Origin of the sequence: Sedimenticola sp., from assembly GCF_050289425.1 — a bacterium.
Lineage (GTDB): Bacteria > Pseudomonadota > Gammaproteobacteria > Chromatiales > Chromatiaceae > Sedimenticola.
Genome location: NZ_JBNKFS010000029.1, coordinates 1 through 24567, shown reverse-complemented (window position 1 = coordinate 24567; position 24567 = coordinate 1). Strand labels below are relative to the sequence as shown.

Sequence of the window (24567 nt, the reverse complement as noted above, 5' to 3'; positions counted from 1 at the left end):
GACAGCCCTAAAGCAGTTTCAAGCCGCCTTGCTCCATCCGCCACTTTATCGCTGTTCGGGCAGATCAAATTCCGGTGCCGGGTCCACATCCGGGTGCATTTCCAAAACGACGGGTGACGTGCGTACCAGGGGTACAAATTCAGTCTGCTCGGCAACCGGCGTAGCGGCGCGGCGCGACATGCGATACAACCCAAACAGGGCCAGAATCGTTGCCGTAGTGGCCGACACCACCGGCAACCCCACCGGACCGAACAGGTCCATCGCAATACCGGCCAGCAGCGGCCCACTCAGTGCACCCACCCCGTAAATCAGCAACAATCCCCGGGTCGCTTCCAGCACTTGGCCCTGTTCCAGATGGTCATAGGCATAGGCCACACTGATGCCGTACAGCGAAAACATCAGGCCACCGTGCAAAAAGGCCGACCCGATCAGGCCCGGATAGCCACGAATCACTATCAGTGCGGTCACCGCCGCCACGGTTGCCGTGGCCAGACTGGTCACGGTCAGGACCACTCTTCGGTCCAGTCGATCGGAGAGATGGCCGATCGGCCATTGCAGGAGGGCGCCGCCCAGGATCGTGGCACTCATCAGCATCGCGATCTGCCCCTCCTCCAGCGCCAACCGTTGACCAAAGACCGGCGTCATCCCCCAGAAGGCGCCATTAACCAGGCCGGCACTCAGGGCGCCGATGAAGCCGAGCGGGCTCGCCCGCAGCAGTTCGGTAAATTTTGCCGATACCTCTTGTTCTATACGCGGTTCATGCACCCGGGTGATGGCTACAGGCACAACGCCCAGGGAGATCAGTATCGCCGCCAGGGCAAACAGGGTCAGCTGCGTCGTATCACCCGCCAGCAGCAACAGCTGACCGGCCCCGAGCGCCACCAGGGTACTCATCATGTAGAAAGAGAAGATGCGGCCGCGTGCGGGGCCGGCACTCTGCTCATTCAGCCAGCTCTCTACCACCATGTAGAGCCCCACCACACAGAGACCACTCAGTATCCGCAATACCAGCCAGACCCAAGGGTGGATAATCAACCCGAAAGCCAGGCTGGCGGATGCACCCACGGCAGCAAAAGCGGCAAAGGCACGAATATGCCCGACGTTGCGAATCATCCGCGGTACCGACAAGGTGCCGACGATATAGCCGGCATAGTAGCCCGCCATAATCAGACCGATATCGATGTTACTGAAACCGGCCAGCGTGGCACGCACGCCCAACAGTGTACCCAACAGCCCCACCCCCACCAGCAGCAGCCCCAATCCGCTTAGCAATATCAAAATCGTCGGCGTCATCAACAGATCCTTTTACCCGCTTCAAGAGCGAATCATAAGCGAAACGAAACCCCGTTGCTTGAACCTCGCTCCCAGGCGGGCAGCGTTGCGGCGCACCTGGATGCAACCGATCGGCCATCGGAGCCATGACAGGATTGATGCCGGTTCAACCAACCTGGATGCTCACGTGGTCTTTGCAATGGACGTTTCTCTGTTGTTATTCTGAGTGGCCCGAATTGATTGTCGGGACAGGGGATTAGGCTGACATGCTTACTGACGCAACTAATATCGTCACGAATAGAACGCCTGCCGTCATCGGCCGCAGCGTCCCATGGTGTCGGGTGATATCCATGGCACAAAAGATGGCCCCGCTACAGATGCCGGTACTGATCACGGGTCAGAGTGGCGTAGGGAAGGAGGTGATTGCCCAGATCCTCCACCACTGGAGTGAACGTGAAGGCCGAAACTTTATCCCGTTGAACTGCGGTCTGCTTCAGGACCAATTGCTGGAAAGCGAGTTGTTCGGTCACCGCAAGGGTGCGTTTACCGGTGCGACCCATGATCATGACGGCCTATTCCAGGCAACCAATGACGGCACCCTGTTTCTGGACGAGATCGGTGAATTAACCGCATCCTGCCAGGCCAAGCTACTGCGTGTGCTGGAAACCGGGGAGTATCGTCCTCTCGGCAGTACCACGATAAAGCGCACCCATGCACGTATCATCGCCGCCACCCATCGCGACCTGGAGAAGATGATCTCCCAGGGACGTTTTCGCCAAGACCTCTACTATCGACTCAATGTGCTGACTATCGATATCCCACCGCTAAACCAACGGGTGGAGGATATCCCGCTGCTGGTGGATTTTTTCCTGCAACAGCCATTGGGCAATGCCCCACGCCCGACCATCACTGAAGACGCCATGCAACAACTGATGGCCCATCATTGGCCCGGCAACGTGAGGGAGCTGAAGAACGTCGTCGAACGTCTGCGGGTACATTGTGAGCAAGAGATCGGTGCCGCCCATATCACCACCATGCTGGATGGATACCCGATCGATTCAACAGAAACGGCCGCCTCCGGTTTTTCCCACGTCATGCCCCTCGCCCAACTGGAAAAGCAGTATGTGGAATGGGTATTGGAGCAGTGCAAGGGTAATGTCAGTAAGGCTTCAAAAGCTCTGGCGGTCTCCCGTACCACCATCTACCGCATACTCAAATCAGTGGAAAACTAGCCCACACCGGATCGACAACCTAAACCTGTTCATTAATCTGTTCATTTTCTGAACAGCCGTCCAGATTTGGTAAAAACGAACATTCCCCTTTATTTTTCAGGGTATAACAGCCAACCCCCCCTTCAAACAGCCGAAAATTGTTCAGTTATTGAACAGACTCAATCTACCGCTGCCACCACCAATACTCCCCAAATGATCCGATTTATCTCTTTATTTTCAATATGATAGATATATTCCATAGAAAATATACTGATATTGGCTCGAGGCATGCATTATTTTTCCTCACAATAAAAAGCGTGATGAATTATTTATCATGTACCGAAAGGCGGACTCGACATGACCCTTCAACAACCCTATATCGAAAGCGCCATGAACGCTGGAGATGAAATACTGGGCCCCGCTCTGAGCCTGGGCCTAGGCGAACAGGTCGCGATTATTGATGGAGCGGAGACCCTCACCTATAGCGGGCTGGATCAACGCGCCAATCGCTTCGGCAACGCGTTACGCGCACGGGGCGTCATGCCGGAAGCGCGCATTATGTTCCTGCTCGAGGATTCCGCCGACCTGGCTGCCGCCTACATCGGCACCCTACGTATCGGTGCGGTGGCGATCGCCTATAACCGCATGGCCGTGGAACGGGATCTGTTATTCACCATCAATGAGAGTCGGGCGTCTTTTCTACTCGTCGAGGCCGACACGGTCGCCACCATCGAGGCGCTGCTGCCAAAGATTCAGCATCCCTGTTCACTCATCGTGCGCGGTCAATACAACGGCGATCATCTGCCGCTGCAAACAGTGCTGGAGGAGAGTTCTTCCACACCGGTTTCAATATCCATGTCACCGGACGACATGGCGTTCTGGATCTACACATCCGGTACCACCGGCAAACCCAAAGCGGCGGTCCACCTGCATCACGACGTGATCGTGAGCGATCTGCACCTGCGGGAAAATCTGCGGGTCCAGCCCGGTGAAAAGATCCTCTGCACCTCAAAGCTGTTTTTTGCCTACCCGCTGGCACACGGTCTATTCGCCGGCCTGCGTTGTGGCGCCACGCTGATCCTGTTCGATGGCTGGCCGACACCGGAACGGACTGGCGAACTGGTGGCCACGCACCGACCTGACCTGCTGTTCAGTGTCCCGACCTTCTACCGAAAGCTGCTGCAGGGAGGGATTGCCGAAGGCGACGCATTTAAAACCATTCGTTGCTGTGTTTCCGCCGGCGAACAGCTCCCTGAAACCCTGTTCAGCGAATGGCAGGCAACCACCGGTAATCCGATTTATGAGGGGATTGGCACCACAGAGACCTTGATCCTGTTTATCGTCAATAAGCCGGACGCCTACAAACCGGGCGCCAGCGGCCGGGTCGTACCCTGGGCAGAGGTGCGCCTGACCAACGAACAGGGCGAAACGATCGATACCCCCGATACGCCGGGCGTGGCCTGGTTGCGCATGCCTTCGGTATGCGATCGCTACTGGAACCGCCAGGATATGACCCGTCACGCCTTCAGTGGCGTCTGGTATCGCACCGGCGACATCTTCAGTTTCGATGCGCAGGGTTGGTGGTATCACCAGGGGCGGGCCGACCACATGCTGAAGATTTCCGGGCAGTGGGTGAGTCCCAGCGAGATTGAATGCTGTGCCCTGACGGTAGCGGATATCGCCGAAGCCGCTGCGGTAGAGGCACCCAACCGGGAAGGGTCGACGCAGATTGTCCTGTTCCTGGAACCGAAACAGCCAATAGCCGATCACCAGGCACTGGTGCAGCAGGTCCGGGAGACCCTGCGCAATCAGCTGGCCCATTTTAAGTGCCCGCAGGATCTGCGCATCATTGACGAGGTGCCCAGAACGGCGACCGGAAAAATACAAAAATTCAAATTACAACAATTACTTGAAGAGAACGTATCGGCCAGCTGAACAGCTATCCATCCGCTCAGGCCGGATTATTACACCAGGAGGAGACCCATGAAAAAGCACACCAGAACACTGTTGAAGTCACTGCTCATGGCACTGTCGTTGTCGGGAGCTTCAGCCATGGCGGCAGAGGTGGAACTGAAGATCCACCACTTCCTGCCGCCCCCGTCCACCGCCCACGCCCAATTCATCAAACCCTGGGCCGACAAGGTGATGAAGGAGTCCAACGGACGTATCGATATCAAGATCTATCCGGCCATGCAGCTGGGCGGCAAGCCCCCCCAACTATTCGACCAGGTACGCGACGGGGTGGCCGATATCGTTTGGACGGTACCCGGCTATACCCGCGGGCGCTTCCCGATGACCGAAGTGTTTGAACTCCCGTTCGTTGCCGGAAGTGCAGAAGCAACCAGTCAGGCGGCCTGGGAATTCTATGAAAAATACATGAAGGAAGAGTACAAGGATGTGCACCCGATCCTGATCCACACCCACGCTCCCGGACAATTCCACATGCGGGATAAGCCGATCAAAACCCTGGCCGACCTGCAAAACGCCAAGGTCCGGGCGCCCACCCGCACCATCAACGAAGCGCTGACCGTGGTAGGTGCCACGCCGGTGGGTATGCCGGTCCCGGCGGTGCCCCAAGCACTCTCCAAGGGTGTGGTGGACGGTGCTATGCTCCCCTACGAAGTCACCCTGCCCCTGAAAGTCCATCAACTGGTCAAATACCATACCGAGATCGGCGGGGACCGCGGCATCTATACCGCCATGTTCCTGTTCGCCATGAACAAGAAAAAATATGACAGCTTACCGGCGGATCTGAAGCAGGTGATCGATAACAACTCGGGACTGGCGCTGGCCAAGCAGATCGGCGAGACCTGGGATAAAGCGGATAATCCGGGACGCGAAGCGGCGAAAAAACGCGGCAATCATTTCAACACTATCGAAGGGGCGGAACTGGAGCACTGGAAGCAGGCGACACAACCGGTGGTGGATCACTGGATCAAGGCGATGGATGAGAAGGGGATGAACGGCAAGCAGATGTATGAGGATGCCAAGGCACTGGTCGCCAAGTACAGCCATGCCGAGATGAAACAAGCACAAAAATGACAACCCATGTCGACAACAGGGACCGACCCGGCTTGCCAGGCCGGTCCCTGCATACCCTGAGCAATCTGTTTGCTATCGCTGGAGGATTGGTCCTGCTGGGACTGGCACTGATGACCGTTACCAGCATTATCGGTCGTTACCTGTTCAGCCTGCCGGTTCCCGGGGATTTCGAGCTGGTGGAGATCGGCTGCGCCATTTCCGTCTTTGCCTTCCTGCCCTATTGCCAACTGCACAACGGCAATGTGGTGGTGGATTTCTTTACCCTGCATATCAATCGCGGCATCCGCAATCGCATGGACAGTATCAACAGCTTTATCTTTGGCTTGATAGCCGGGCTACTCACCTGGCGTCTCACCCTGGGTGGCGTCGATATGTATCACTATGGCGAACAGACCATGATCCTGGGTATCCCACGCTGGTGGGGTTTTATCCCGATCGTTGCGTCGCTTGCCCTGCTGACCCTGGTCTGTTTCTACACCGGCATTCGCCAATGGAGTAACCAAAAACCATGAGTGGTATTGTCCTCGGGAGCCTGATGTTCGGCGTGCTGTTGCTGCTGATCGCGCTGCGCATCTCCATTGGTGTCGCCATGCTGTTTGTAGGCATGATCGGCTATGTCATCCTCTCCGGCTGGGACCCCTTGATCAACTATCTCAAGACCGCCGCCTACTGGCGTTTCAGCACCTATGACCTATCGGTAGTACCGCTGTTTCTGTTGATGGGCCAATTTGCCAGCAAGGCGGGGCTGAGCCGTGCCCTATTCCATACCGCCAGTGTCTGGATGGGGCACCGTCGCGGCGGTATCGCCATGGCGGCGATTGGCGGCTGCGCCGGGTTTGGTGCTATCTGCGGCTCCTCCCTGGCCACCGCCGCCACGATCGGCCAGGTGGCCCTGCCGGAACTGAAACGCCATGGCTATTCCGGCTCTTTGGCCACCGGCGCCCTGGCCGCCGGCGGCACCCTGGGCATCCTGATTCCCCCGTCGGTCATTCTGGTGATCTATGCCATTCTCACCGAAGGCAATATCGCCACCATGTTCCAGGCCGCCTTCATACCCGGCTTTCTCGCCGCACTGGGGTATCTGGTCGCCATCTCGGTCTACGTGCGACTGCATCCGGAGTCAGGTCCGGCGGGAGAAGCCAGCAGTTGGAGGGAAAAATTCGCCAGCCTGGGCGATATCTGGGCTGTCGCCACAATCTTCCTGGTGGTGATCGGGGGCATCTATGCCGGCGCCTTCACCCCCACCGAGGGGGCCGCCGTGGGGGCGATATCCACCGGTCTGCTGGCCCTGTTTCATGGTCAGTTGCGCTGGAAGGGGCTAAAAGAGTGTCTGCTGGGTACCGCCAGCGCTGCCGGCATGATCTTTCTCATTATCTTCGGCGCCGATGTCTTTAATGCCTTCCTGGCGCTAACCCAAATGCCGGTAGAGGCCGCCCGACTGATCGGCGATAGTCAGCTGTCGCCGTATCTGGTGTTGATCTCCATGCTGGTACTCTACCTGATCTTCGGCTGCGTCATGGATTCGCTCTCCATGATCCTGCTCACCATCCCGATCTTTTGGCCGATCCTGATGGGGCTCGATTTCGGCCTCGACCCGGAAGAGCTCAAGGTCTGGTTCGGCATCATCGCCTTGATCGTGGTAGAGGTGGGATTGATCACCCCGCCGGTGGGGATGAATGTCTTTATTATCAACAAAATGGCCAAGGATGTGCCGATGATCGAAAGCTTCAAGGGTGTCATGCCGTTTCTGCTCTCTGACATTGTACGGGTGGTGATCCTGATCCTGTTCCCCTCTATCACCCTGTTGCTGCCAAGACTGCTCGGCTGATGCCTATCGATTTGGGGGGTAACCGTTAAGCGCCTGATGTTGGGGTTCCTCCCTCAGCCCGACCAACGGACTGGAGAGTCAGTCTACGAGCCGAACCGGGCGTCGCGTAACCGGGTTGGTTCAAAACAGCTCGCGGTCGATGATCGACAAACGCCTTCGCAGGCGGCGAACCTCATCCAGCAGATCCAACGCCAGGGCGGCGCCGGCCAGGTTGACACCCAGATCACGCTGCAGCCGCTGTACCTGCATCACCCGACTCAGGCAGTTGCCGCTGAAACGCCAATGGCGCAAGTCGCCACCACTTGGTTCGATAATGCCCTGTTCAACCAGTTCCACGACCCATTCGGCATGCACCTGGCAGGCACGGCTCAGCTCGCCCAGCGTGAGGCAACACTCATCGTCCAGTAACAGGCCAACAACCGCCTCATTTTCCCCTTTCATCTATACCCCCAATGCGGCGCGTGGATTAAACGCCAGCTCTTGAGCCATTTTGCGGTACAGCGCATGCGCCTGCTCCGTGTCCGCAGGCGGCAAGACAATCTGCAGCACCGCATACAAATCCCCCGGGGTACGACCCGGTATGCCGCGCTCCTTCAGCCGCAGCTTGCGCCCGCTGCTGGAACCGGCCGGAATGGTCAGATCGATCACACCCGCCGGTGTCGGCAGTTTTACCTTGGCACCCAGTGCCGCCTCCCAGGGAGAGATCGGCAGGTCGAGATAGATATCCCGCCCATCCACCCGGTAGAGGCGATGTGGTTTGAACTCGATTTCCAGATAGAGATCGCCGGCTACGCCCTGGCCGATACCGGGGGTACCCTGACCGGCCAGGCGGATCTGCTGACCCTGCCGCACCCCTTTCGGAATACGTACATTGAGGGTACGTTCACGGGTGACTACATGCCCACGCGGATCAAGTTCCGGTGCATGCAGGGTGATGGAACGGGTCGCGCCGTGAAAGGCATCTTCCAGATCGATCAACACCTTGGCGTGGTGATCCTGGCCCGGGGCGTGGAACTGCCCCCTACCCTGGTGGGCCGAACGAAATGCCGAACCGAAGCCCTGGCCGAACAGGGATTCGAAAAAGTCGCTGTACTCCGAGGCATCGCCCCCGGTGAAACCGCCGCCGCTGAATTCGAAACCGGCATCCCAGTCCGGCGGTGGACGGAAATCCTGTCCCGCTTTCCAGTTGGCGCCCAGTTGATCATAGGCGGCCCGCTTCTCCGGGTCCTTGAGCACCTCATAGGCCTCCCCGACTTCCTTGAAGCGCTTCTCGGCATCCACCTCCTTGCTCACATCCGGATGGTATTTTCTCGCCAACCGGCGATAGGCGCGCTTGATCTCATCCTGCGTCGCCTCCTTGTTGACCCCCATCACCGCGTAATAGTCTTTGTATTGCATAACCCCCACCTGACTCGTGGCAACCTTGTTGTTATATGAGGTGGGGTTGAGACGGCCGGTTTTCCAGCGCTCCGCGCGACCACCGCAGGCAAGTCCGTCAAGGCACTCCCCACATCTGAACTATAGCCGCTTGATGGCCCCCTGTTCAGTTGTAGGGTGGGCACATCGCTCGTGCCCACCCTGCGGTAACTATCCCATAGCCAACTTGAGTCGAGCAGTCGGTTCCTCCTGCGGTGCTTCCGCTTCGTTTTTCGGTTTGCTGACCGGCACATCGGGCTGGGCATGACGGTCGTGCAGGAAGCGCAGCACCTCGGCACGGTAATGATTATAGGTCGGATCATCCGCCAACTGCAGGCGGTGACGCGGCCGTTCCAGTTCGACGTTGAGTATCTCGCCGATGGAGGCGGAGGGACCGTTGGTCATCATCACAATACGGTCCGACAGCAAAACCGCCTCATCCACATCGTGGGTGATCATGATGACGGTGTTGTTCAGCTCGCTTTGGATCTCCATCAGAGAGTCCTGCATATGGGTGCGGGTCAACGAATCCAGCGCACCGAACGGCTCGTCCATCAACAGTACTTTGGGCTCCATAGCCAGTGCCCGGGCGATACCCACCCGCTGTTTCATGCCACCGGAGATCTCGTCGGGCCGGCGATCGATGGCATGACTCATATGCACCAGTTCCAGGTTGTGCAAGGTCCAGTCATGGCGCTCCTGCTTGCTCTTCTGTTTACCGAATACCTGGTCGACGGCGAGTCGCACGTTGTCGTATACCGACAACCAGGGTAGCAGGGAGTGGTTTTGAAACACCACCGCGCGATCCGGTCCCGGTTCAACCACTTCCCGATTCTCCAGCAGCACGCCGCCGGTGGTGGCATTGAGCAGGCCGGCGACGATATTAAGTACGGTCGACTTACCGCAGCCGGAGTGACCGATCAGCGAGATAAACTCGCCCTTCTCCACCTTGAGCGAGACATCGTCAAGGACATTCAGCGGACCATTATCGGTATCAAAAGTGATGCAGATATTTTCCAGACTCAGATAATTGCTCATGCTATTACTCCTTATCGTAGAACCGCATTGCGATCCCAGGTGGCCCACCGCTGCAACAGCAGCATGCTGCGATCCAATATAAAGCCGAGACAACCGATCACCAGGACCGCCACCATGATACGAGCCAAAGAGTTGGAACTGCCGTTTTGGAATTCGTCCCAGACAAATTTGCCGAGCCCCGGATTTTGCGCCAACATCTCGGCGGCGATCAGTACCATCCAGCCGATACCCAGCGACAGACGCAGGCCGGCAAACATCATCGGTACCGACGACGGCAGCACGATCTTCACCGTCTTGGTGAACCATCCCAGGCGCAGCACCCGGCTGACGTTGATCAGATCCCGATCGATCGACGAAACGCCGACCGTGGTATTGATAATGGTGGGCCAGATACAACAGAGTGTGACGGTAATAGCCGAGGTAATGAACGCCTTGTCGAACATCGGTTCATCACTGATATAGACCGCACTCACCACCATGGTCACGATCGGCAGCCACGCCAGTGGCGACACCGGCTTGAACAGCTGGATGACCGGGTTGATCGCCTGGTAAAGCGTGGCACTCATACCGCAGATAATGCCGATGGGGATGGCAATCAACGAAGCGATCAGGAAACCGGTCGCCACGGTCAACAGGCTGGTGGCAATCTGGTCCAGAAAGGTCGGTTTGCCGGTATAGGGACGAACCTTGATCTCCTCATCCGGGTTCTTCGCCAGTTTGGCCTGGTTGCGTTTCTCCTGGCGCTGGTAAAAAGCCACCTCCTTCTGACGTTCGGCCTGATGCTCCTTGTAGAGTTGTACGCCCTGCTCCCAGACCTGTACCGGCCCCGGCAACTGTCCCAGTGAAGTGGTCACCGAAGCAGCTCCGGCACTCCACAACACCAGAAACAGTGCCAGAGCGGCAAGTGGAATCATCAGCGCTTTAAAAAAGGCAGACGTTGCCTTAGCCATCCGCTCGCCGCCGAAAAAGGCAAACGGTGACTGCCGCTCCTTGGACTCAATACTTTTACCGGGATTGATCATCGTTGTGCTCATGATAGTTGTCCTGCGTTATCCGTTTGGCACTCCCCCTCCGGCTGGCGGAGGGGGAGGTGGCGATCAGATTTTGTCAGCACCCTTGAGCCCGATCTTGAACTGTTCAAGATAGGCGTTCGGCTGTTTTCCGTTATAGGTGATACCGTCAATGAAATGCGTCTGCGGTGCGCGGAAACCCTCTTCCTTGGAGAAGTCGGGGAACTCGCTGGCAGCGATCTTACCTTCGGCGATCAACTCTTTGGCCGCTATCTGGTAGATATCCGGTCGATAGACCTTTTTCGCGATATCCATGTACCAGCTATCCGGCTTCTGCTCGCTGATCTGTCCCCAACGACGCATCTGGGTCAGATACCAGATCGCATCGGAGTAGTAGGGATAGGTAGCGTTGTAACGGAAGAAGACGTTAAAGTCTGGCACCTCGCGTTTATCACCCTTCTCGTACTCAAAGGTCCCGGTCATAGAGTTGGCGATCACCTCATAATCGGCACCTACATAATTGGATTGTGAAAGGATTTTTACCGCTTCGGGGCGATTGGCGTTGCTGTTGTCATCCAACCACTTGGCGGCGCGGATCATCGCCTTCACCACCCGGATATGGGTATTGGGATTGGCATCCGCCCAGCTCTTGGAAACACCGAACACCTTTTCAGGATTATCCTTCCAGATCTCGTAATCGGTAACCACCGGTACGCCAATTCCCTTGAACACCGCCTGCTGGTTCCACGGTTCGCCGACGCAATAACCGTAGATAGTCCCGGCTTCCATGGTGGACGGCATCTGTGGTGGTGGCGTCACCGACAGCAATGCATCGGCCTGCAGGGTACCGCTGGTATCGCCCTTGGCCGGTGCGTAGTAACCGGGGTTGATACCGCCGGCCGCCAGCCAATAACGCAACTCATAGTTATGGGTTGATACCGGGAACACCATGCCCATCTTGAATGGCTTGCCCTGGTCCTTATATTTCTCTACTACCGGCTTCAGGGCGTCCGCCTTGATCGGGTGTACCGGTTTGCCGTTTTTATGCGGCACATAGGGTTTCATCTGTTCCCAGATATCATTGGAAACGGTGATGCCGTTGCCGTTCAGGTCCATGGAAAAGGCGGTGATAACATGCGCCTGGGTACCGAATCCGATGGTGGCACCAAGCGGTTGCCCGGCCAGCATATGCGCCCCGTCCAGTTCACCGTCGATCACCCGATCCAGCAACACCTTCCAGTTGGCCTGCGCTTCCAGCGTTACATAGAGCCCTTCATCTTCGAAGTACCCCTTTTCATAGGCGATTGCCAACGGCGCCATATCCGTCAGCTTGATAAAGCCGAACTTGAGATCTTCCTTTTCAGGTGGGCCCACTTCAGCCGAAGCACTACCTGTCGTAGCCAGGATAGCTCCGGCAACAATCCCGGCACAGAGCAGCGTCGATCGCACGGCGCGGCGATACCCCGGCTGTGATGCCGCCGATTGGTTTACCAAGGAATCATACCGTTGAGGGTACTTTTTCATCTTTTAACTCTCCTAATGACCAGAAAATAAAAAAGCGCCCATCACGGCGGGACAGAACCCCGCTGCGATGGACGCCTTTGTCCGTCGTGGCAGACCGCCGTTGGCCTACCGCTTAATGTCTATTGAAACCACCCACGTGGCGTTTCAAACTGGTTAATCCTCACTACAGCAAACTGCGGGCCAACTTTTTACAAATGGGCAAGAAAGTACGATTAGTGCTGGAAAATCCGGCCCCTATCCCTTTTTTCATCCATCTATTCCACCCGATTTGCACAATTCCGGTGCCTGCTCGACGAATCCGCCCAGGGAGTGTGCAGATCATTGAAACAGCTCCGACATATCAATGACCCGCTCCGCCACGTCGACCAGACGACGATTTTGATCCATCGCCATTTTCTGCAATGAGCGGTAAGCTTGCTCCTCTGACCAGCCCCGTTTATTCATCAACAGACCTTTCGCCCGATCCACGATTTTGCGTTCCCGCAACAAGCTACGGGTGCGATCCAGCTCATCACGCAAAGTTTGATAAACCCTGAACCGTGCAATCGCCACATCCAGTATCGAAGCCAGGCGCGCCGCATCGAAGCCATCCACCACATAGGCGTGCACACCGGCATCCACCGCGGCAGCGGCCGTTTCGCTATCGCCCTGATCGGCAAACATCACCACCGGACGCGGTATACGACGACTGATCTGGCTGATCTGCTCCAGCATCGACTGATCCGGCTGATAGACGTCCAACACCAGCAAGTCCGGTTGCAGGGTCTCGACCTGCGTCTCCAACTGTTCAGTCAGAGGCTCGGTTGCCAACACAACATGACCGTTCTCCTGCAACGCCAAAGTGAGACGCTCCGCCTGCCCGGCACGGGCATTGATCACCAATACTCGTTGACTCATCACACCCGCTCCAAACCGGGCAAGCGATTCAAACCGCCCACCACTTCAGGCATTGAAGATCGTTTGAAATCTGACACGGTCCTCTCCCAATCATTTACTGCGATAACCGGACTATGCAGTCCCTGTGCCAACTCTAGAAAACTGGCAACAGCGGCAGACAGGCCGGCCTGGAACGGTGCAGAGGAAGGAAGAGAGGGAACAGAGAGAGCACACCGCCGGCACGGATAAAACCGACGACAGAAAATAGAAATCGTTACAACCGCCGACCAAACGGTTAGTCAACTATACGGCACCGGATTCAATCCAGTTGCTGACTCCCCCTACCCGCCTCATATTGCGGCAATTGATCGCATATATGATCCCATCCCGCCTTGGAGCCGACGAAGATATGGGCGTCCGGTGTCAGCTTTGGGTCATCCACCAAGGTGCCCAGGGTAAATTCGACGTATTCCCCCGTATCCTTGGGCGGTGCAAAGGTCAGGCTGGAGCCACAATTGGCGCAGAAACGACGCACTGTTCCGTTTTCCGCACGATAACTCTTAAGTAGATCCTCCCCTTCCAGCCAATGAAACGATGCTGATTTTGCTTCGCCAAAGGTGGCAAAAGCCGCGCCATGAAACTTTCTGCACATCGAGCAATGGCAGTGGGCCATCCTGGGTTCGATAGCATCCACTTGGTACTTCACGCCACCACAGAGGCACTGGCCGCGAAGGGGGGGTTGTATGGGGTTACTCATTCACTTCTCCGATTTTAGCGATACGTGACGGCTAATCGCTGTCCTTCAATGCCGCCAGCTTTTGATCATACGCTTCCCGGCTTAGATCTCCCCTTTCCAGTCGCTGCTTAAGGGATTTTTCCAACAGTTCACGTTTTACCGGGTTGCGCCCCTTCAAACGGGCCCAGTTGATGGCCAAAACAATGCCACCCACGGCGCTACCCCAGAAAATCAGCATAGCCCAGAATCCAAACTCTGAAGTTTCCATCGATCTTATCCAGTTAAGTGATGGGTGATCTGGAGCCCCCCTGTCAATAGGCGACCCTCACACCCAAGATTGACTCTCACCCTGTGCCAATCGGACACACAAACTAACATCCGCCCACCGACAGGGTTTCTGTAAAAAATTATAAATCAACAAGTTACTCTTCTTCCTTCACCGATCCAAATAGCTATTTGGGCGCCCATCAAGATGCAAATCCTGCTGTCGCCTACCCACGCCCAATGTATCTTTATATTCTTTTTTACTAAATAATACAGTAAGTTACTCAGGCATTTAGAGATGGATTAATTGCTATTTGTTTGCTAGCCTTGCTCAAGTTTTTATGCAAAACGCCCCTAAACAGAACATTGGACTTGGATTTATGGTATCTGCCTGATGAAGACTCTGTTTCGTTATCTCCTGATTGGCTTGGCGGCGCCCGCCCTTTTGTCCGGCTGTGCCACCCATAAAATCAAGACCCAAACGGTACAGCAGAAAACCCAGGTCAATAAGAGCCGCGGCACACTCACCAAAAGTGAACTGGCCCAGATCAACCGCCAATGGAACCTGTTTGTTACGTACAAACCGGACAGCCTGCAGGATCATTGGCAATCCCCCACAGAGACGGTCAAGCTTCGAACCGGCGATTGCGAGGATATCAGCATTGCCAAGATGCTGGACCCGGCGATTCGTAAATCCATCCCGGAAGATCAGCTGAGGCTCAGTTATGTCCACACGCCGCAAGGGGTGCCCCACATGGTGCTGATTATCGGCCAGGGTGACAACGCGCTGGTGCTGGACAATCTGTTCGATGAAATCAAGACCCTGGCGGAATCGGGTTACCACCCGGTCTACCAGTTGGATGCTGCCGGGCGTGTCTACCAGAACGACCATTTCCTTGAGTCTCATCCGAAATTTGAAAAGTTCGAGTTAATCCTTTCTGAATTGAAACTCAGCGCCGCGTATTAATGCGGACCGGTGAAACCGGTCTTTAACAACGCCCCCTTTTTTACCCCATCGCAAAAAATGTAGAAAATTAACAAAATAGTTGATTAATTCACCATTTAGGACAAGCTTGTCACTTATAATTGTTCTTGAAATTGCTGTCTCACGTTCAAGGATGCGATGAAAATTTTCATACCCCATGTCCCCGCTGCCGCAAAGCGCCAGGAACTGCTCTCCCTGGTTCAGGATGCCGTGCAACCCAAATGGTTTCTCCCTTTCAGCAAAGGCGGCACCGTTGCCAAGTGCAACCTGATTCGAATTCTCGATATGGATACCGGCAGCGTCGAATATCACGGTTTAGTCGAGGTCTATCCGGAGCAAACGGCGGAAAAAGCGATCCGCTCACTGGCTGGAAAACAGCTGAACGACTACCGGCTCAGCGCCAGAAAATGGGTCGACCGCACCCTGATGGTGGCGGGCAGGAAAAATCTCCCGGACGGACAGATCGCCTGCAAGCGGCGGCGTAATCTGGAGATATCCATTAGTTGATACCCGCTTCGGAGGCGTAACCTGGGCCAATTCAACCGGCTCCACTTCTACCTAGCATCGCGGTTCCGGCTGTTCATCCAGTAGGTGGCACTACAGACTCGGCAAATGATCAACCGGTTGGTAGTCACCGGTTTTGGCTGCACTCACGGGGTTTCGACATCGCCTGCTCACCCCGCCGCTTTTGTGGCCCATCTCTCACCAAACCGCTCAGTCCACATCGAGGCAACAAGTCGTCAAACCTGGCGGCTAATTCATCCGGATTTAATATTTCCGGGTCAAGATCAGGCAAGCAGGCCACATCCAGGCCAACGCTAATCGGATTGATGTCTGCCTGCAGACTCGAAGCAGTCTATTGCTAGAAATGTCCCGGTAGTCGGGCATAGTAATTGTCACGGTAGGGAGTTGACAGGATTTGCACAGCGCGTGACAGGCAGCGGACCAACAGGATTGACATCTTAATATCCTACCATTATCGTCGGTTATTAGTCGCCCACACACCGTGGGCATTTTTTAGCCTCAGGAAGTTGAGATGAACGTTACCATTATCAGCGGAAGCCATCGCACCCCGTCCCAGAGTATGAAGGTGGCCCGGCACATCCAGCAGGTATTGCAGGATTCGGACTATTGCGAGAGTGCGGAAATCTTCAGTCTGGCCGGCAACCCTCTCCCGCTATGGGATCAGCGTGTCTGGGAGGATGACCCGGAATGGAACGAAATCTTAAAACCGATGCGCACCCTGTTTGGCAGCAGCGACGCCTTTGTCGTGGTTTCGCCGGAATGGCACGGCCAGGTCCCGGCCGGATTGAAAAACCTGTTCCTACTCTGTAGTAAAAACGAAGTGGGACACAAACCGGCGTTGATCGTAACCGTCTCAGCCGGTGATGGCGGAGCTTATCCGGTGGCCGAGCTACGTATGAGTAGTTATAAAAACAATCGTCTCTGCTATATCCCGGAACAAGTTATCGTGCGTCATGTGGAGTCGGTTCTCAACGACGATCCCGAGAAAAACAATCCGAGCTTCGACGGTTATTTCAGAGAGCGTATCGCCTGGGCGCTGGCACTACTCGGCCAATATGGATCAGCGCTAAAGACGGTACGTGACAGCGGCATCGCGCTGCACAAAAAATTTGGCAATGGTATGTAATCAAACATCCAGACCGAGGAATCAAACCATGAACAGTCCGGACAAAGCGGCTGTCGCTCACTATCTGCAACAACTGCAACAGCAGATCTGCGATGCCTTTGAACAGTGCGACGGTGCGGCGCGTTTCAACACCGATGAATGGAGCCGCAATGCCCGACACGGCTTGGGGGGTGGAGGCATCACCCGCGTAATCACCGATGGCCATATAATCGAACAGGGAGGTGTCAATTTCTCTCATGTAGTAGGTGAAAGCCTACCGCCATCCGCCACCGCCCATCGACCGGAACTGGCCGGACGGGCATTCGAGGCGATGGGATTATCCCTGGTCATCCACCCATGGAATCCCTACGTCCCCACCTCCCACGCCAATGTGCGCTTTTTTATTGCCGAGCGGGAAGATGAAGACCCAATTTGGTGGTTTGGCGGTGGCTTCGACCTAACCCCCTATTACGGCAATGATGAGGATTGCCGACACTGGCACCGCACCGCGCACGCCGCCTGCAAACCATTCGGTGCGGACACCTACGAACGCTTCAAGCAGTGGTGTGACGATTACTTTTATCTGCGCCATAGGGATGAACCCCGCGGCATCGGCGGGCTGTTTTTCGACGACCTGAACGAGTGGGGATTTGATGACTGTTTCCGCTTTATGCGGAGTGTGGGTGACCACTACCTGCCCGCTTACCTACCCATTGTGGAACGCCGTAAAGCGCAAGAGTACGGTGAGCGGCAACGCGACTTTCAGTTGTACCGACGCGGTCGCTACGTAGAGTTCAATCTGGTTTTCGATCGGGGCACCCTGTTCGGATTACAGAGCGGAGGGAGAACCGAATCCATCTTGATGTCACTGCCACCACTGGTAAAGTGGCGCTATGACTGGCGACCTGAAGCGGGATCGGAAGAGGCGCAGTTGTATGAGCAATACCTGAAACCGAAAAGCTGGCTGGCAGAGCCAGCTGACGCAGATTGAGGACGTATATGGATAAGCAGTTTTGGCATGATCGCTGGGCACAAAACCAGATCGGTTTCCATCAGCAAGAGGTGAACAGTTATCTGCAGCAGTACTGGCCACGGCTGCAATTGGCGCACGGCTCCAGCGTATTTGTGCCGCTGTGCGGGAAGAGCCGCGATATGCTCTGGCTGCTGGAACAAGGCTATAAGGTGTTGGGGGTTGAGATCAGCCCTATTGCCGTAGCCGATTTTTTTAAAGAGAACCAGCTACAACCCGAAGTGACCGTTGCCAATGGCCTCGAACGCTGGAGCTGTGATGAACTGGTCATTTTTTGCGGCGACCTCTTTTCCCTAACGGCTGATGATGTGGCAAACTGCCGCGCCATTTATGACCGTGCCGCCCTCATCGCCATGCCCCCGGCCATGCGGCCGATCTATGTGGAAACATTGCAAACACTCTTTCCCGCCCCACTTCCAACCTTGCTGGTCACGATGACGTATCCGCAACAGGAGATGGATGGTCCACCCTTCTCGGTGCAGGAAGCGGAGGTGCAGCGTCACTATGCCGACCGCTATCGAATCAAGACCATCCTAAACCGCGATATTCTTGCCGACAATCCCCGCTTCCAAAACAGGGGCGTGACGGCCATGTCTGAACAGGTCTATCTGCTGCAGCCTCAACCCAGATAATAAACCGTTGTCATCCCGCTCAGCAGGATGACAACGAATAAAAGAGTTATCCGGCTGCCTCTTTCCGGATACCCGGTCTTCGCCCAAGATTTGGGGACCTCCGGGTTAACAGATATTCAGCAGATAATCATCCAACTCTGTGTTGATGCGATGCCGTTCCACTGTTGTAAACATCCCCGGCCGCTCCCGCTCCTGCTTGGATGCGCAATGAATGCAGTGCACACTACCCGGCACCGCTTTCAGACGTGCTCGGGGTATAGCCGTATCGCAGGTGACGCAATAACGATCCGCTCCACAAAGCGACGCTTCCTGGGCCACCTTATGTTCACGGATGCGCATCACCGAGATGAGCACCTGATCCTCAATAAACTTGTCCGCCATATCTGCAATATCCATCACTCTCTCCATTTTTCCCTGCGGGAATCACTCCCCGATATAACGCTTGCGTTTGGAAGCCTTCACCTTGTCCAGATCAACCAAAATCAGGCCATCCACACAATCGGCAAACTGGGGATCGACACCAAACGCCAGAAACTGCACGCCCCCCTCTTCACACAACTCCGTATACTGTTTATAGAGCGTGGGAACGGTCAGATTGAAAAGGGATAACTGATGCTTCAGCTCCTGAAAATCCCCCTTCGCATCCTCTCCCGAAAAGATCTGTTTACACTCATCCAGCGCGCCCTGGTTTATCCGATAGGGATTGTAAGACTCCGCCAACCCCCGTCTTGATCCATAGTAGTGGCTGAAGTAATACACAATCATGTCACGGGCAGGAACCGGATAGCGCGAACTGATACTGACCGGTCCAAACAGGTAGCGCACATTCGGATGATGTCTGACATAAGCACCCAACCCTTGCCAGAGATAATCCAGTGCACGCGATCCCCAGAATGCCGGCTGGACAAAGCTACGACCCAACTCCAACCCCTGCGTGCAGAATGCCGTGAACGCCGGATCCAGTTTGAACAGACTGGCACTGTAAAGCCCCTCCAGACCACGGCCATCCACAATAGACGCCGCATCGCCGAACCGGTAGGCCCCGGCGATTTCCAGTTGTGTGTCATCCCAGAGCACCAGGTGTTGGTAATATTGGTCATAGTTGTCCACATCCCGCCGCTGTCCGGTCCCCTCACCCACCTTGCGGAAACTCAACTCGCGTAGCCGACCGATCTCGCGGATGAAACTGGAGTCCGTTTTCCAGTCGGAAAGTATGATCTGCTTATCGTCGGTGGTCGTTCCCAGCAACTCCGCCTCACGTAACTCGGCACGCAGTGACTGTCGTGATTCCGGATGGGCGATACTTTTTTCCGTAGCGAATATACCGTTGCGTCGCTGACCGATACGATACAGATGCTTACGCAACATTTTGACCTGAGCCTTGGGCGTAATACCGGACTCGCTGATGGTGTGGATCGGTATCGCTTCGCCGATATGAAAGCCGATGGTATTCCGCCGTTGGCGAAACATTTCACGCACCAGCAACAGGGCGGCCAGCGGTTTGGAGAGCATCGACACGCCGTAGAACAGTGGGGAGTTCTTGGCGTCGATATACACCGGGACGATCGGTGAGGCCGTGCGTTTGGCAAATTGCAGAAACCCCGGTTTCCAGTGCACATCCCGCACGCCGTTCGGTCGTAGGCGCGACACTTCACCGGCGGGAAACACAATGACCGCCCGCTCTTTCTGCAGGGAATCGTAAATCCGCTTGATATGGGATTTCGCTGAGCCACCGCCAAAGTTATCTACCGGCAGTAGTAGTTCATTCAACGGTTTCAACGATGACAACAGATCGTTGGCAATAACTCTGATATCGCTACGCACCCGACTGACCATCAGGATCAGCGCCAGGGCATCCAGTGCACCCAACGGGTGATTGGCAACGATCACCGCCCGGCCGCTGGGGGGGATATTTTCCAACTCCTTGCTGCTCAGGGAGTAATCCAGATCGAAATACTCCAGCACCTTCTCGATAAAATCGAGTCCTGTAATCCCCGCATTGCGCTCAAGAAAATGATTGATCTCACGCTCATTAAATAACAGGCGGAGAAAGCGTACCAACGGCCGGGACAACAACCGTGGTTTAGTTTCAAAAAACTCCGGGAATCGGTTGGTTATAACCTGTTCAACATTTAGCACCAGTCATCTCCACATCGGTTTTGCTGCAGAGTAACCGGGCTAGATGACGGCGGATTTACGCCCAGGTTAACGAATGATGACAGTCAATATCAGTCGTCTTCGCGTCTGACCGAGAGATAGAGATCATCAGGATCATCACAATTCAGGGTAACGGTGATCGGCTGACAGCAGACTTGGCAATCTTCGATATACTCCTGCTCCGGAACGGAACAGTCCAATAACAACAGCAAGGGCTCACCACAATACGGGCAGTTGACAGTACGTTGCTGAATCAGATCCATAACGCGACTCCCCTGAAAGTTTCTGGCCGATGACTAGGCCGGTTCGACCACCACCTCTGTCTTCACGGAATTGGCTATAAAACAGAGTTCATGGGATTGATGATGCAGGGCATTCAGTTGCGATGCGGTCGGTTGTTGTTCCCCACCAAAGCGGATTAGCGGTCGCAGTGCCACCCGTAACATTGCCGTCTTGCCGTTCGCATCCTTTCCCATCACCCCGATGGCATCATCCACATAACTATCCACCAAAAACCCCTGTTGGGCGGCCAATGAAAGAAAGAACAGCATATGGCAACTGGAAAGCGACGCGACAAATGCCTCTTCCGGATCCACATTGGCTTCGACCGAAAGTGGCAGCGGTACCACATGGGGCGATGAAGAGGCGGGTACGGAGGCGCCGCCGTCAAACTCCCAACGATGCCCCCGGCAGTACCGGTTATCCAGAAAGTTGGCTTCACCGCGTTCCCAGACGACCCGGGCACTGTATTCAGACATGGATGATCTCCTGTTTTTTCACCACCACGGATAGTGTAGCGCACGCGTACGACCGCGCGGAACATAGACATAAAAGTTTGGAGAAATCTGGACTATGGTAATAATCAAACAGGATAGCCATTGAGCCAACGCACTCAGATAAGGAGACCCTTATGGCCTTAACACTGACCTCCAGCGCCTTCGAAAACGGCCAGGCAATACCTCGGCCATACAGTTGTGAAGGTGAAGACACTTCCCCTCCTCTCTCTTGGCAAAGTCTCCCCGGAACAACCCGAAGTCTGGTTTTGATCGTGGATGATCCCGATGCCCCGGACCCGAAAGCGCCCAAGATGACCTGGGTGCACTGGCTGCTCTATGACCTTCCTCCCACCACCACGGGCTTGCCTGAGCACACCACGACTGAGCAGTTACCCCCGGGTACCCGGGAAGGCATCAACGATTGGCACCGTACCGGATATGGCGGCCCCTGCCCACCCATCGGCCGGCACCGCTACTTCTTCAAACTCTACGCCCTGGACAGACTTCTTGGTGACCTGCACAACCCCTCAAAAGCCGAACTGGAAAATGCTATGCAGGGTCACATCATTGCACAAGCGCAGTTGATGGGAACCTATCAAAAACAACGGTAATGGGACGGGCAGGTAGCGACACATGACTCGCCCACATAACCCCGGTATGCAGCAGATGTTGGCGGATATCGACAGTGAAGTACGCTATACCCGCCATATGATTGGAAAGTCAGCGCTGGACACCCGGGTGATGGACGCAATGGCCCGGGTGCCGCGCGATGCGTTTGTGCCGGAAAATATGCAGGCGCAGGCTTTCGATAATGGACCGCTACCGATCGGCCACGGGCAAACCATTTCCCAGCCCTATATTGTCGCGCTAATGACCGACCTGCTGGCACCGCAACCCGGCCATCGCGTACTCGAAATTGGCACCGGATCCGGCTACCAGACGGCGGTGCTCTCGCTATTGTGCCAAACGGTATACAGCATGGAACGGCTGTCACCGCTTAGTGACGCAGCGACCGACCGGCTTCAACACCTCGGTTATACCAATATCCTGACCCGAAGCGGTAACGGCTATCAAGGCTGGCCCGAGTACGCACCCTTTAACGGTATCCTCGTCACGGCTGCCGCGCCGTATATCCCCAACGCGCTGATTGAGCAGCTCACGCTAGGCGGACATCTGGTTATCCCCGTGGGCTCACCGCATCTGTCACAGCGACTGCTGTTGCTGGAAAAGGACCGGCAAGGCCACACCCAAACCCGCGACATTCTCGGTGTCGCCTTCGTGCCGCTGGTAGACAGTCACGCGCCGCCGGATGCCGAGTAGCGGCAAATGAGCGGGACACCACTCCAGGTTAGTCTGCGTTTTTACGCGGAATTGAACGACTTCTTACCCGCGGAGCAGCGCAAGGTCGAGTTTGTGCATTACTACCATCAGGCGGCGTCGATCAAGGATGTAATCGAATCACTGGGGGTGCCCCATACCGAGATTGACCTCATCCTGGTCAATGGCCGATCGGTTGATTTTCAGTACCGGGTACAAAATGGCGACCGGATCAGTGTCTACCCAATGTTTGAAGCCCTGGACATCACCCCGCTCACCCATTTACGCCCTAAGCCTTTACGCAGAACCCGCTTTGTCCTGGATGTCCACCTGGGCCGTCTCGCCGCTTACCTGCGCATGCTCGGTTTCGACACGTTGTATCGCAATGACTACGACGACCCCACCCTGGCAGCAATTTCGATCCAACAGCAACGCATCCTGCTGACCTGCGACCGTAAACTGCTGATGCGCAAGCAGATCACACATGGCTATTTTGTACGTTCGCGCCAACCCCGCCAGCAGTTGCTGGAAATCATCAGCCGCCTCGACCTGTACGGCGGCCTGCAGCCGTTTACCCGCTGTATGTACTGCAACGGAAAAATTTTACCGGTAGAGAAAGGGAAGATCCTGGATCAATTGTTACCCCATACCCGGAAACAGCACAATCACTTCTGGAACTGCATGGAGTGTGGAAAGATCTACTGGAAAGGGAGCCACTATCAGCATATGCAGCAGCTCATCAGCCGGTTGATGGCCACCCCACATTGACCTGGCCTTCAGCCTGCCAAACTCAAGATCCCGGTAATCAACAAAAAAGATCACCGTAGGAAACCAGAATACGACCACAAAAGAGATTGAAGGGGAATCTCTTATTGAGAATATTATTCCCATAAACAGCCGAATCACCATTCTGATTGGCCCTTTCGTACCCAGCAATTATGAATTACTCGGTGAATATCCTGAAGACACCGCCCAGGACGTGTTGATTGTCGAGTTAAGTTACCTCCGGCATAGCCGGAGGCTTATTAGGTTACGCCCTCAAAGGGCTCTCATTGCGCCCAAGGCACTAAACACCTAGAGCCAGCTGATCTCGGCGAACATCTTCTTGCTCCTGATTACGGATATACTCTCTAACCATTTCCTCATCCAACCCCACAGTTGAAACGTAATACCCTCTCGCCCAGAAATGTTCTCCTGCAAAATTCCTTTGCTTACCCTTAAAACGCCTGGCTATCGTAATTGCGCTCTTCCCTTTCAAATAGCCCACGACGCTCGATACCGAATACTTAGGTGGAATACTGATGCAAATAGGCACATGATCAGCCATTAAATGCCCCTCTTCTATCCGGCATTCCTTCCTGTTGGCTAACTCATGAAATATCTCACCTAATCCTTTCCGCAACTTTCCGTATATCAGTTTCCGCCGCCGTTTCGGGATAAACACCACATGATATTTACAATCCCAGCGCGTATGAGCCAAACTCTTAAAGTCTCTCATAGGTTAGTCCTCTCGTTTCTTGGTCGAAACTTAAGGATAAGTGACCGTAGCCTCGGTCAAACCTAGTCGAGTCCCCCCGGCATAGCCGGGGGTTTACCAATGATTAATTAGCATCAGCCATTGTATCTAGCACTATCTCTACTGCCGTAATCATTTTATCGAGAAACGCCTGATCTGGTTTCTCTTTACTGTTAACTACACTCTGCGTAGGAATGGTAATAACAAACCTAGCACCATCCTGCCTACCAAAGGTCAATTTATAATATGCCTCAAGTAACTTTCCCTTGTACCGACTTGAAGTGTGATAACCACCTACTCGATACCA

At 55.2% G+C, this 24567-nt stretch carries 28 protein-coding genes; 13 read left to right on the top strand and 15 right to left on the bottom strand.

What is annotated here, in order from left to right; genetic code table 11:
• Positions 1-45: 45 nt before the first annotated feature.
• Positions 46-1293 carry an MFS transporter gene (locus tag ACQY5R_RS16495; RefSeq protein ID WP_428610230.1) on the bottom strand — a complete coding sequence of 416 codons (1248 nt, stop codon included), beginning with the start codon at positions 1291-1293 and terminating at the stop codon, positions 46-48.
• Positions 1294-1538: 245 nt separating this feature from the next.
• Between ACQY5R_RS16495 and ACQY5R_RS16490 the strand changes: the two genes are divergently transcribed.
• From ACQY5R_RS16490 to ACQY5R_RS16470, 5 genes are all read left to right on the top strand, one after another.
• On the top strand, positions 1539-2504 hold the full coding sequence (locus ACQY5R_RS16490; RefSeq protein ID WP_428610229.1) for a sigma-54 interaction domain-containing protein: 966 nt from the start codon (positions 1539-1541) through the stop codon (positions 2502-2504).
• 336 nt (positions 2505-2840) lie between these two features.
• On the top strand, positions 2841-4418 hold the full coding sequence (locus tag ACQY5R_RS16485) for a benzoate-CoA ligase family protein (protein ID WP_428610228.1): 1578 nt from the start codon (positions 2841-2843) through the stop codon (positions 4416-4418).
• A gap of 48 nt (positions 4419-4466) precedes the next feature.
• Entirely contained in the window at positions 4467-5525 is a 1059-nt protein-coding gene (locus ACQY5R_RS16480; RefSeq protein ID WP_428610227.1) for a TRAP transporter substrate-binding protein, read from the top strand.
• Positions 5522-6037 (top strand): TRAP transporter small permease, encoded by a 516-nt coding sequence (locus tag ACQY5R_RS16475; protein ID WP_428610226.1) that lies wholly within the window; start codon positions 5522-5524, stop codon positions 6035-6037. Before ACQY5R_RS16480 ends, ACQY5R_RS16475 begins: the two co-directional genes overlap by 4 nt.
• The gene (locus tag ACQY5R_RS16470; RefSeq protein ID WP_428610224.1) at positions 6034-7353 is read left to right on the top strand and encodes a TRAP transporter large permease; all 1320 of its coding nucleotides are present in this window, start codon (positions 6034-6036) and stop codon (positions 7351-7353) included. Before ACQY5R_RS16475 ends, ACQY5R_RS16470 begins: the two co-directional genes overlap by 4 nt.
• A gap of 120 nt (positions 7354-7473) precedes the next feature.
• Here ACQY5R_RS16470 and ACQY5R_RS16465 read toward each other — a convergent pair whose 3' ends face one another.
• The 8 genes from ACQY5R_RS16465 to ACQY5R_RS16430 form a co-directional block, all read right to left on the bottom strand.
• Entirely contained in the window at positions 7474-7794 is a 321-nt protein-coding gene (locus ACQY5R_RS16465; protein ID WP_428610222.1) for a chaperone modulator CbpM, read from the bottom strand.
• On the bottom strand, positions 7795-8751 hold the full coding sequence (locus ACQY5R_RS16460) for a DnaJ C-terminal domain-containing protein (RefSeq protein WP_428610221.1): 957 nt from the start codon (positions 8749-8751) through the stop codon (positions 7795-7797). It lies immediately after the preceding gene.
• Between the two features lie 189 nt (positions 8752-8940).
• Positions 8941-9807 (bottom strand): ABC transporter ATP-binding protein, encoded by an 867-nt coding sequence (locus tag ACQY5R_RS16455; RefSeq protein ID WP_428610220.1) that lies wholly within the window; start codon positions 9805-9807, stop codon positions 8941-8943.
• Between the two features lie 11 nt (positions 9808-9818).
• Positions 9819-10841, bottom strand: coding sequence for an ABC transporter permease (locus ACQY5R_RS16450; protein ID WP_428610219.1), 1023 nt, complete (start codon positions 10839-10841; stop codon positions 9819-9821).
• Positions 10842-10904: 63 nt separating this feature from the next.
• On the bottom strand, positions 10905-12341 hold the full coding sequence (locus tag ACQY5R_RS16445) for a CmpA/NrtA family ABC transporter substrate-binding protein (protein ID WP_428610217.1): 1437 nt from the start codon (positions 12339-12341) through the stop codon (positions 10905-10907).
• 318 nt (positions 12342-12659) lie between these two features.
• Complete coding sequence (locus ACQY5R_RS16440; RefSeq protein WP_428610215.1) at positions 12660-13238, bottom strand: ANTAR domain-containing response regulator; 579 nt, start codon at positions 13236-13238, stop codon at positions 12660-12662.
• 298 nt (positions 13239-13536) lie between these two features.
• The gene (locus tag ACQY5R_RS16435; RefSeq protein ID WP_428610213.1) at positions 13537-13974 is read right to left on the bottom strand and encodes a GFA family protein; all 438 of its coding nucleotides are present in this window, start codon (positions 13972-13974) and stop codon (positions 13537-13539) included.
• A 31-nt stretch (positions 13975-14005) separates the two neighbouring features.
• Positions 14006-14221 (bottom strand): hypothetical protein, encoded by a 216-nt coding sequence (locus ACQY5R_RS16430; RefSeq protein WP_428610211.1) that lies wholly within the window; start codon positions 14219-14221, stop codon positions 14006-14008.
• Between the two features lie 390 nt (positions 14222-14611).
• On the opposite strand from ACQY5R_RS16430, the gene ACQY5R_RS16425 reads away from it, so the two are divergent.
• The 5 genes from ACQY5R_RS16425 (at position 14612) to ACQY5R_RS16405 (ending at position 18494) form a co-directional block, all read left to right on the top strand.
• Positions 14612-15184 (top strand): transglutaminase-like cysteine peptidase, encoded by a 573-nt coding sequence (locus tag ACQY5R_RS16425; RefSeq protein WP_428610209.1) that lies wholly within the window; start codon positions 14612-14614, stop codon positions 15182-15184.
• A gap of 156 nt (positions 15185-15340) precedes the next feature.
• On the top strand, positions 15341-15709 hold the full coding sequence (locus tag ACQY5R_RS16420) for a hypothetical protein (protein WP_428610208.1): 369 nt from the start codon (positions 15341-15343) through the stop codon (positions 15707-15709).
• A 529-nt stretch (positions 15710-16238) separates the two neighbouring features.
• Positions 16239-16853 carry an NADPH-dependent FMN reductase gene (locus ACQY5R_RS16415; protein WP_428610207.1) on the top strand — a complete coding sequence of 205 codons (615 nt, stop codon included), beginning with the start codon at positions 16239-16241 and terminating at the stop codon, positions 16851-16853.
• Positions 16854-16881: 28 nt separating this feature from the next.
• Positions 16882-17823 (top strand): oxygen-dependent coproporphyrinogen oxidase, encoded by a 942-nt coding sequence (gene hemF / locus ACQY5R_RS16410; RefSeq protein WP_428610205.1) that lies wholly within the window; start codon positions 16882-16884, stop codon positions 17821-17823.
• A gap of 8 nt (positions 17824-17831) precedes the next feature.
• Complete coding sequence (locus ACQY5R_RS16405; RefSeq protein WP_428610204.1) at positions 17832-18494, top strand: thiopurine S-methyltransferase; 663 nt, start codon at positions 17832-17834, stop codon at positions 18492-18494.
• Positions 18495-18599: 105 nt separating this feature from the next.
• Here the strand turns inward: ACQY5R_RS16405 and ACQY5R_RS16400 are convergent, their stop codons facing one another.
• The 4 genes from ACQY5R_RS16400 to ACQY5R_RS16385 form a co-directional block, all read right to left on the bottom strand.
• Positions 18600-18890: a TraR/DksA C4-type zinc finger protein gene (locus ACQY5R_RS16400; protein WP_428610202.1), complete on the bottom strand. Its 291-nt coding sequence runs from the start codon at positions 18888-18890 to the stop codon at positions 18600-18602.
• Between the two features lie 27 nt (positions 18891-18917).
• Complete coding sequence (locus ACQY5R_RS16395) at positions 18918-20633, bottom strand: GNAT family N-acyltransferase (protein ID WP_428610200.1); 1716 nt, start codon at positions 20631-20633, stop codon at positions 18918-18920.
• Between the two features lie 89 nt (positions 20634-20722).
• Positions 20723-20914: a CPXCG motif-containing cysteine-rich protein gene (locus ACQY5R_RS16390; RefSeq protein WP_428610198.1), complete on the bottom strand. Its 192-nt coding sequence runs from the start codon at positions 20912-20914 to the stop codon at positions 20723-20725.
• Between the two features lie 33 nt (positions 20915-20947).
• A complete protein-coding gene (locus ACQY5R_RS16385) occupies positions 20948-21409 on the bottom strand; it encodes an OsmC family protein (RefSeq protein WP_428610197.1) in 462 nt (153 codons plus the stop codon).
• Positions 21410-21561: 152 nt separating this feature from the next.
• Between ACQY5R_RS16385 and ACQY5R_RS16380 the strand changes: the two genes are divergently transcribed.
• Genes ACQY5R_RS16380 through ACQY5R_RS16370 form a run of 3 tightly spaced genes read left to right on the top strand, consistent with a single transcriptional unit; the run spans position 21562 to position 23512 of the window.
• The gene (locus ACQY5R_RS16380) at positions 21562-22038 is read left to right on the top strand and encodes a YbhB/YbcL family Raf kinase inhibitor-like protein (RefSeq protein WP_428610196.1); all 477 of its coding nucleotides are present in this window, start codon (positions 21562-21564) and stop codon (positions 22036-22038) included.
• Positions 22039-22060: 22 nt separating this feature from the next.
• Positions 22061-22747 carry a protein-L-isoaspartate(D-aspartate) O-methyltransferase gene (locus ACQY5R_RS16375; RefSeq protein WP_428610195.1) on the top strand — a complete coding sequence of 229 codons (687 nt, stop codon included), beginning with the start codon at positions 22061-22063 and terminating at the stop codon, positions 22745-22747.
• A 6-nt stretch (positions 22748-22753) separates the two neighbouring features.
• On the top strand, positions 22754-23512 hold the full coding sequence (locus ACQY5R_RS16370; RefSeq protein WP_428610193.1) for a Mut7-C RNAse domain-containing protein: 759 nt from the start codon (positions 22754-22756) through the stop codon (positions 23510-23512).
• Between the two features lie 298 nt (positions 23513-23810).
• Here the strand turns inward: ACQY5R_RS16370 and tnpA are convergent, their stop codons facing one another.
• Both tnpA and ACQY5R_RS16360 read right to left on the bottom strand, forming a co-directional pair.
• Positions 23811-24242 (bottom strand): IS200/IS605 family transposase, encoded by a 432-nt coding sequence (tnpA, locus tag ACQY5R_RS16365; RefSeq protein WP_428610192.1) that lies wholly within the window; start codon positions 24240-24242, stop codon positions 23811-23813.
• A gap of 103 nt (positions 24243-24345) precedes the next feature.
• A partial coding sequence (locus ACQY5R_RS16360; RefSeq protein ID WP_428610191.1) for an exosortase-associated EpsI family protein occupies positions 24346-24567 on the bottom strand: 222 nt, incomplete at its 5' end.

Coding starts and splice junctions, on each gene's coding strand:
- ACQY5R_RS16495 (WP_428610230.1), bottom strand. CDS start 1,293: ATGACGCCGACGATTTTGATATTGCTAAGCGGATTGGGGCTGCTGCTG.
- ACQY5R_RS16490 (WP_428610229.1), top strand. CDS start 1,539: ATGCTTACTGACGCAACTAATATCGTCACGAATAGAACGCCTGCCGTC.
- ACQY5R_RS16485 (WP_428610228.1), top strand. CDS start 2,841: ATGACCCTTCAACAACCCTATATCGAAAGCGCCATGAACGCTGGAGAT.
- ACQY5R_RS16480 (WP_428610227.1), top strand. CDS start 4,467: ATGAAAAAGCACACCAGAACACTGTTGAAGTCACTGCTCATGGCACTG.
- ACQY5R_RS16475 (WP_428610226.1), top strand. CDS start 5,522: ATGACAACCCATGTCGACAACAGGGACCGACCCGGCTTGCCAGGCCGG.
- ACQY5R_RS16470 (WP_428610224.1), top strand. CDS start 6,034: ATGAGTGGTATTGTCCTCGGGAGCCTGATGTTCGGCGTGCTGTTGCTG.
- ACQY5R_RS16465 (WP_428610222.1), bottom strand. CDS start 7,794: ATGAAAGGGGAAAATGAGGCGGTTGTTGGCCTGTTACTGGACGATGAG.
- ACQY5R_RS16460 (WP_428610221.1), bottom strand. CDS start 8,751: ATGCAATACAAAGACTATTACGCGGTGATGGGGGTCAACAAGGAGGCG.
- ACQY5R_RS16455 (WP_428610220.1), bottom strand. CDS start 9,807: ATGAGCAATTATCTGAGTCTGGAAAATATCTGCATCACTTTTGATACC.
- ACQY5R_RS16450 (WP_428610219.1), bottom strand. CDS start 10,841: ATGAGCACAACGATGATCAATCCCGGTAAAAGTATTGAGTCCAAGGAG.
- ACQY5R_RS16445 (WP_428610217.1), bottom strand. CDS start 12,341: ATGAAAAAGTACCCTCAACGGTATGATTCCTTGGTAAACCAATCGGCG.
- ACQY5R_RS16440 (WP_428610215.1), bottom strand. CDS start 13,238: ATGAGTCAACGAGTATTGGTGATCAATGCCCGTGCCGGGCAGGCGGAG.
- ACQY5R_RS16435 (WP_428610213.1), bottom strand. CDS start 13,974: ATGAGTAACCCCATACAACCCCCCCTTCGCGGCCAGTGCCTCTGTGGT.
- ACQY5R_RS16430 (WP_428610211.1), bottom strand. CDS start 14,221: ATGGAAACTTCAGAGTTTGGATTCTGGGCTATGCTGATTTTCTGGGGT.
- ACQY5R_RS16425 (WP_428610209.1), top strand. CDS start 14,612: ATGAAGACTCTGTTTCGTTATCTCCTGATTGGCTTGGCGGCGCCCGCC.
- ACQY5R_RS16420 (WP_428610208.1), top strand. CDS start 15,341: ATGAAAATTTTCATACCCCATGTCCCCGCTGCCGCAAAGCGCCAGGAA.
- ACQY5R_RS16415 (WP_428610207.1), top strand. CDS start 16,239: ATGAACGTTACCATTATCAGCGGAAGCCATCGCACCCCGTCCCAGAGT.
- hemF (WP_428610205.1), top strand. CDS start 16,882: ATGAACAGTCCGGACAAAGCGGCTGTCGCTCACTATCTGCAACAACTG.
- ACQY5R_RS16405 (WP_428610204.1), top strand. CDS start 17,832: ATGGATAAGCAGTTTTGGCATGATCGCTGGGCACAAAACCAGATCGGT.
- ACQY5R_RS16400 (WP_428610202.1), bottom strand. CDS start 18,890: ATGGATATTGCAGATATGGCGGACAAGTTTATTGAGGATCAGGTGCTC.
- ACQY5R_RS16390 (WP_428610198.1), bottom strand. CDS start 20,914: ATGGATCTGATTCAGCAACGTACTGTCAACTGCCCGTATTGTGGTGAG.
- ACQY5R_RS16385 (WP_428610197.1), bottom strand. CDS start 21,409: ATGTCTGAATACAGTGCCCGGGTCGTCTGGGAACGCGGTGAAGCCAAC.
- ACQY5R_RS16380 (WP_428610196.1), top strand. CDS start 21,562: ATGGCCTTAACACTGACCTCCAGCGCCTTCGAAAACGGCCAGGCAATA.
- ACQY5R_RS16375 (WP_428610195.1), top strand. CDS start 22,061: ATGACTCGCCCACATAACCCCGGTATGCAGCAGATGTTGGCGGATATC.
- ACQY5R_RS16370 (WP_428610193.1), top strand. CDS start 22,754: ATGAGCGGGACACCACTCCAGGTTAGTCTGCGTTTTTACGCGGAATTG.
- tnpA (WP_428610192.1), bottom strand. CDS start 24,242: ATGAGAGACTTTAAGAGTTTGGCTCATACGCGCTGGGATTGTAAATAT.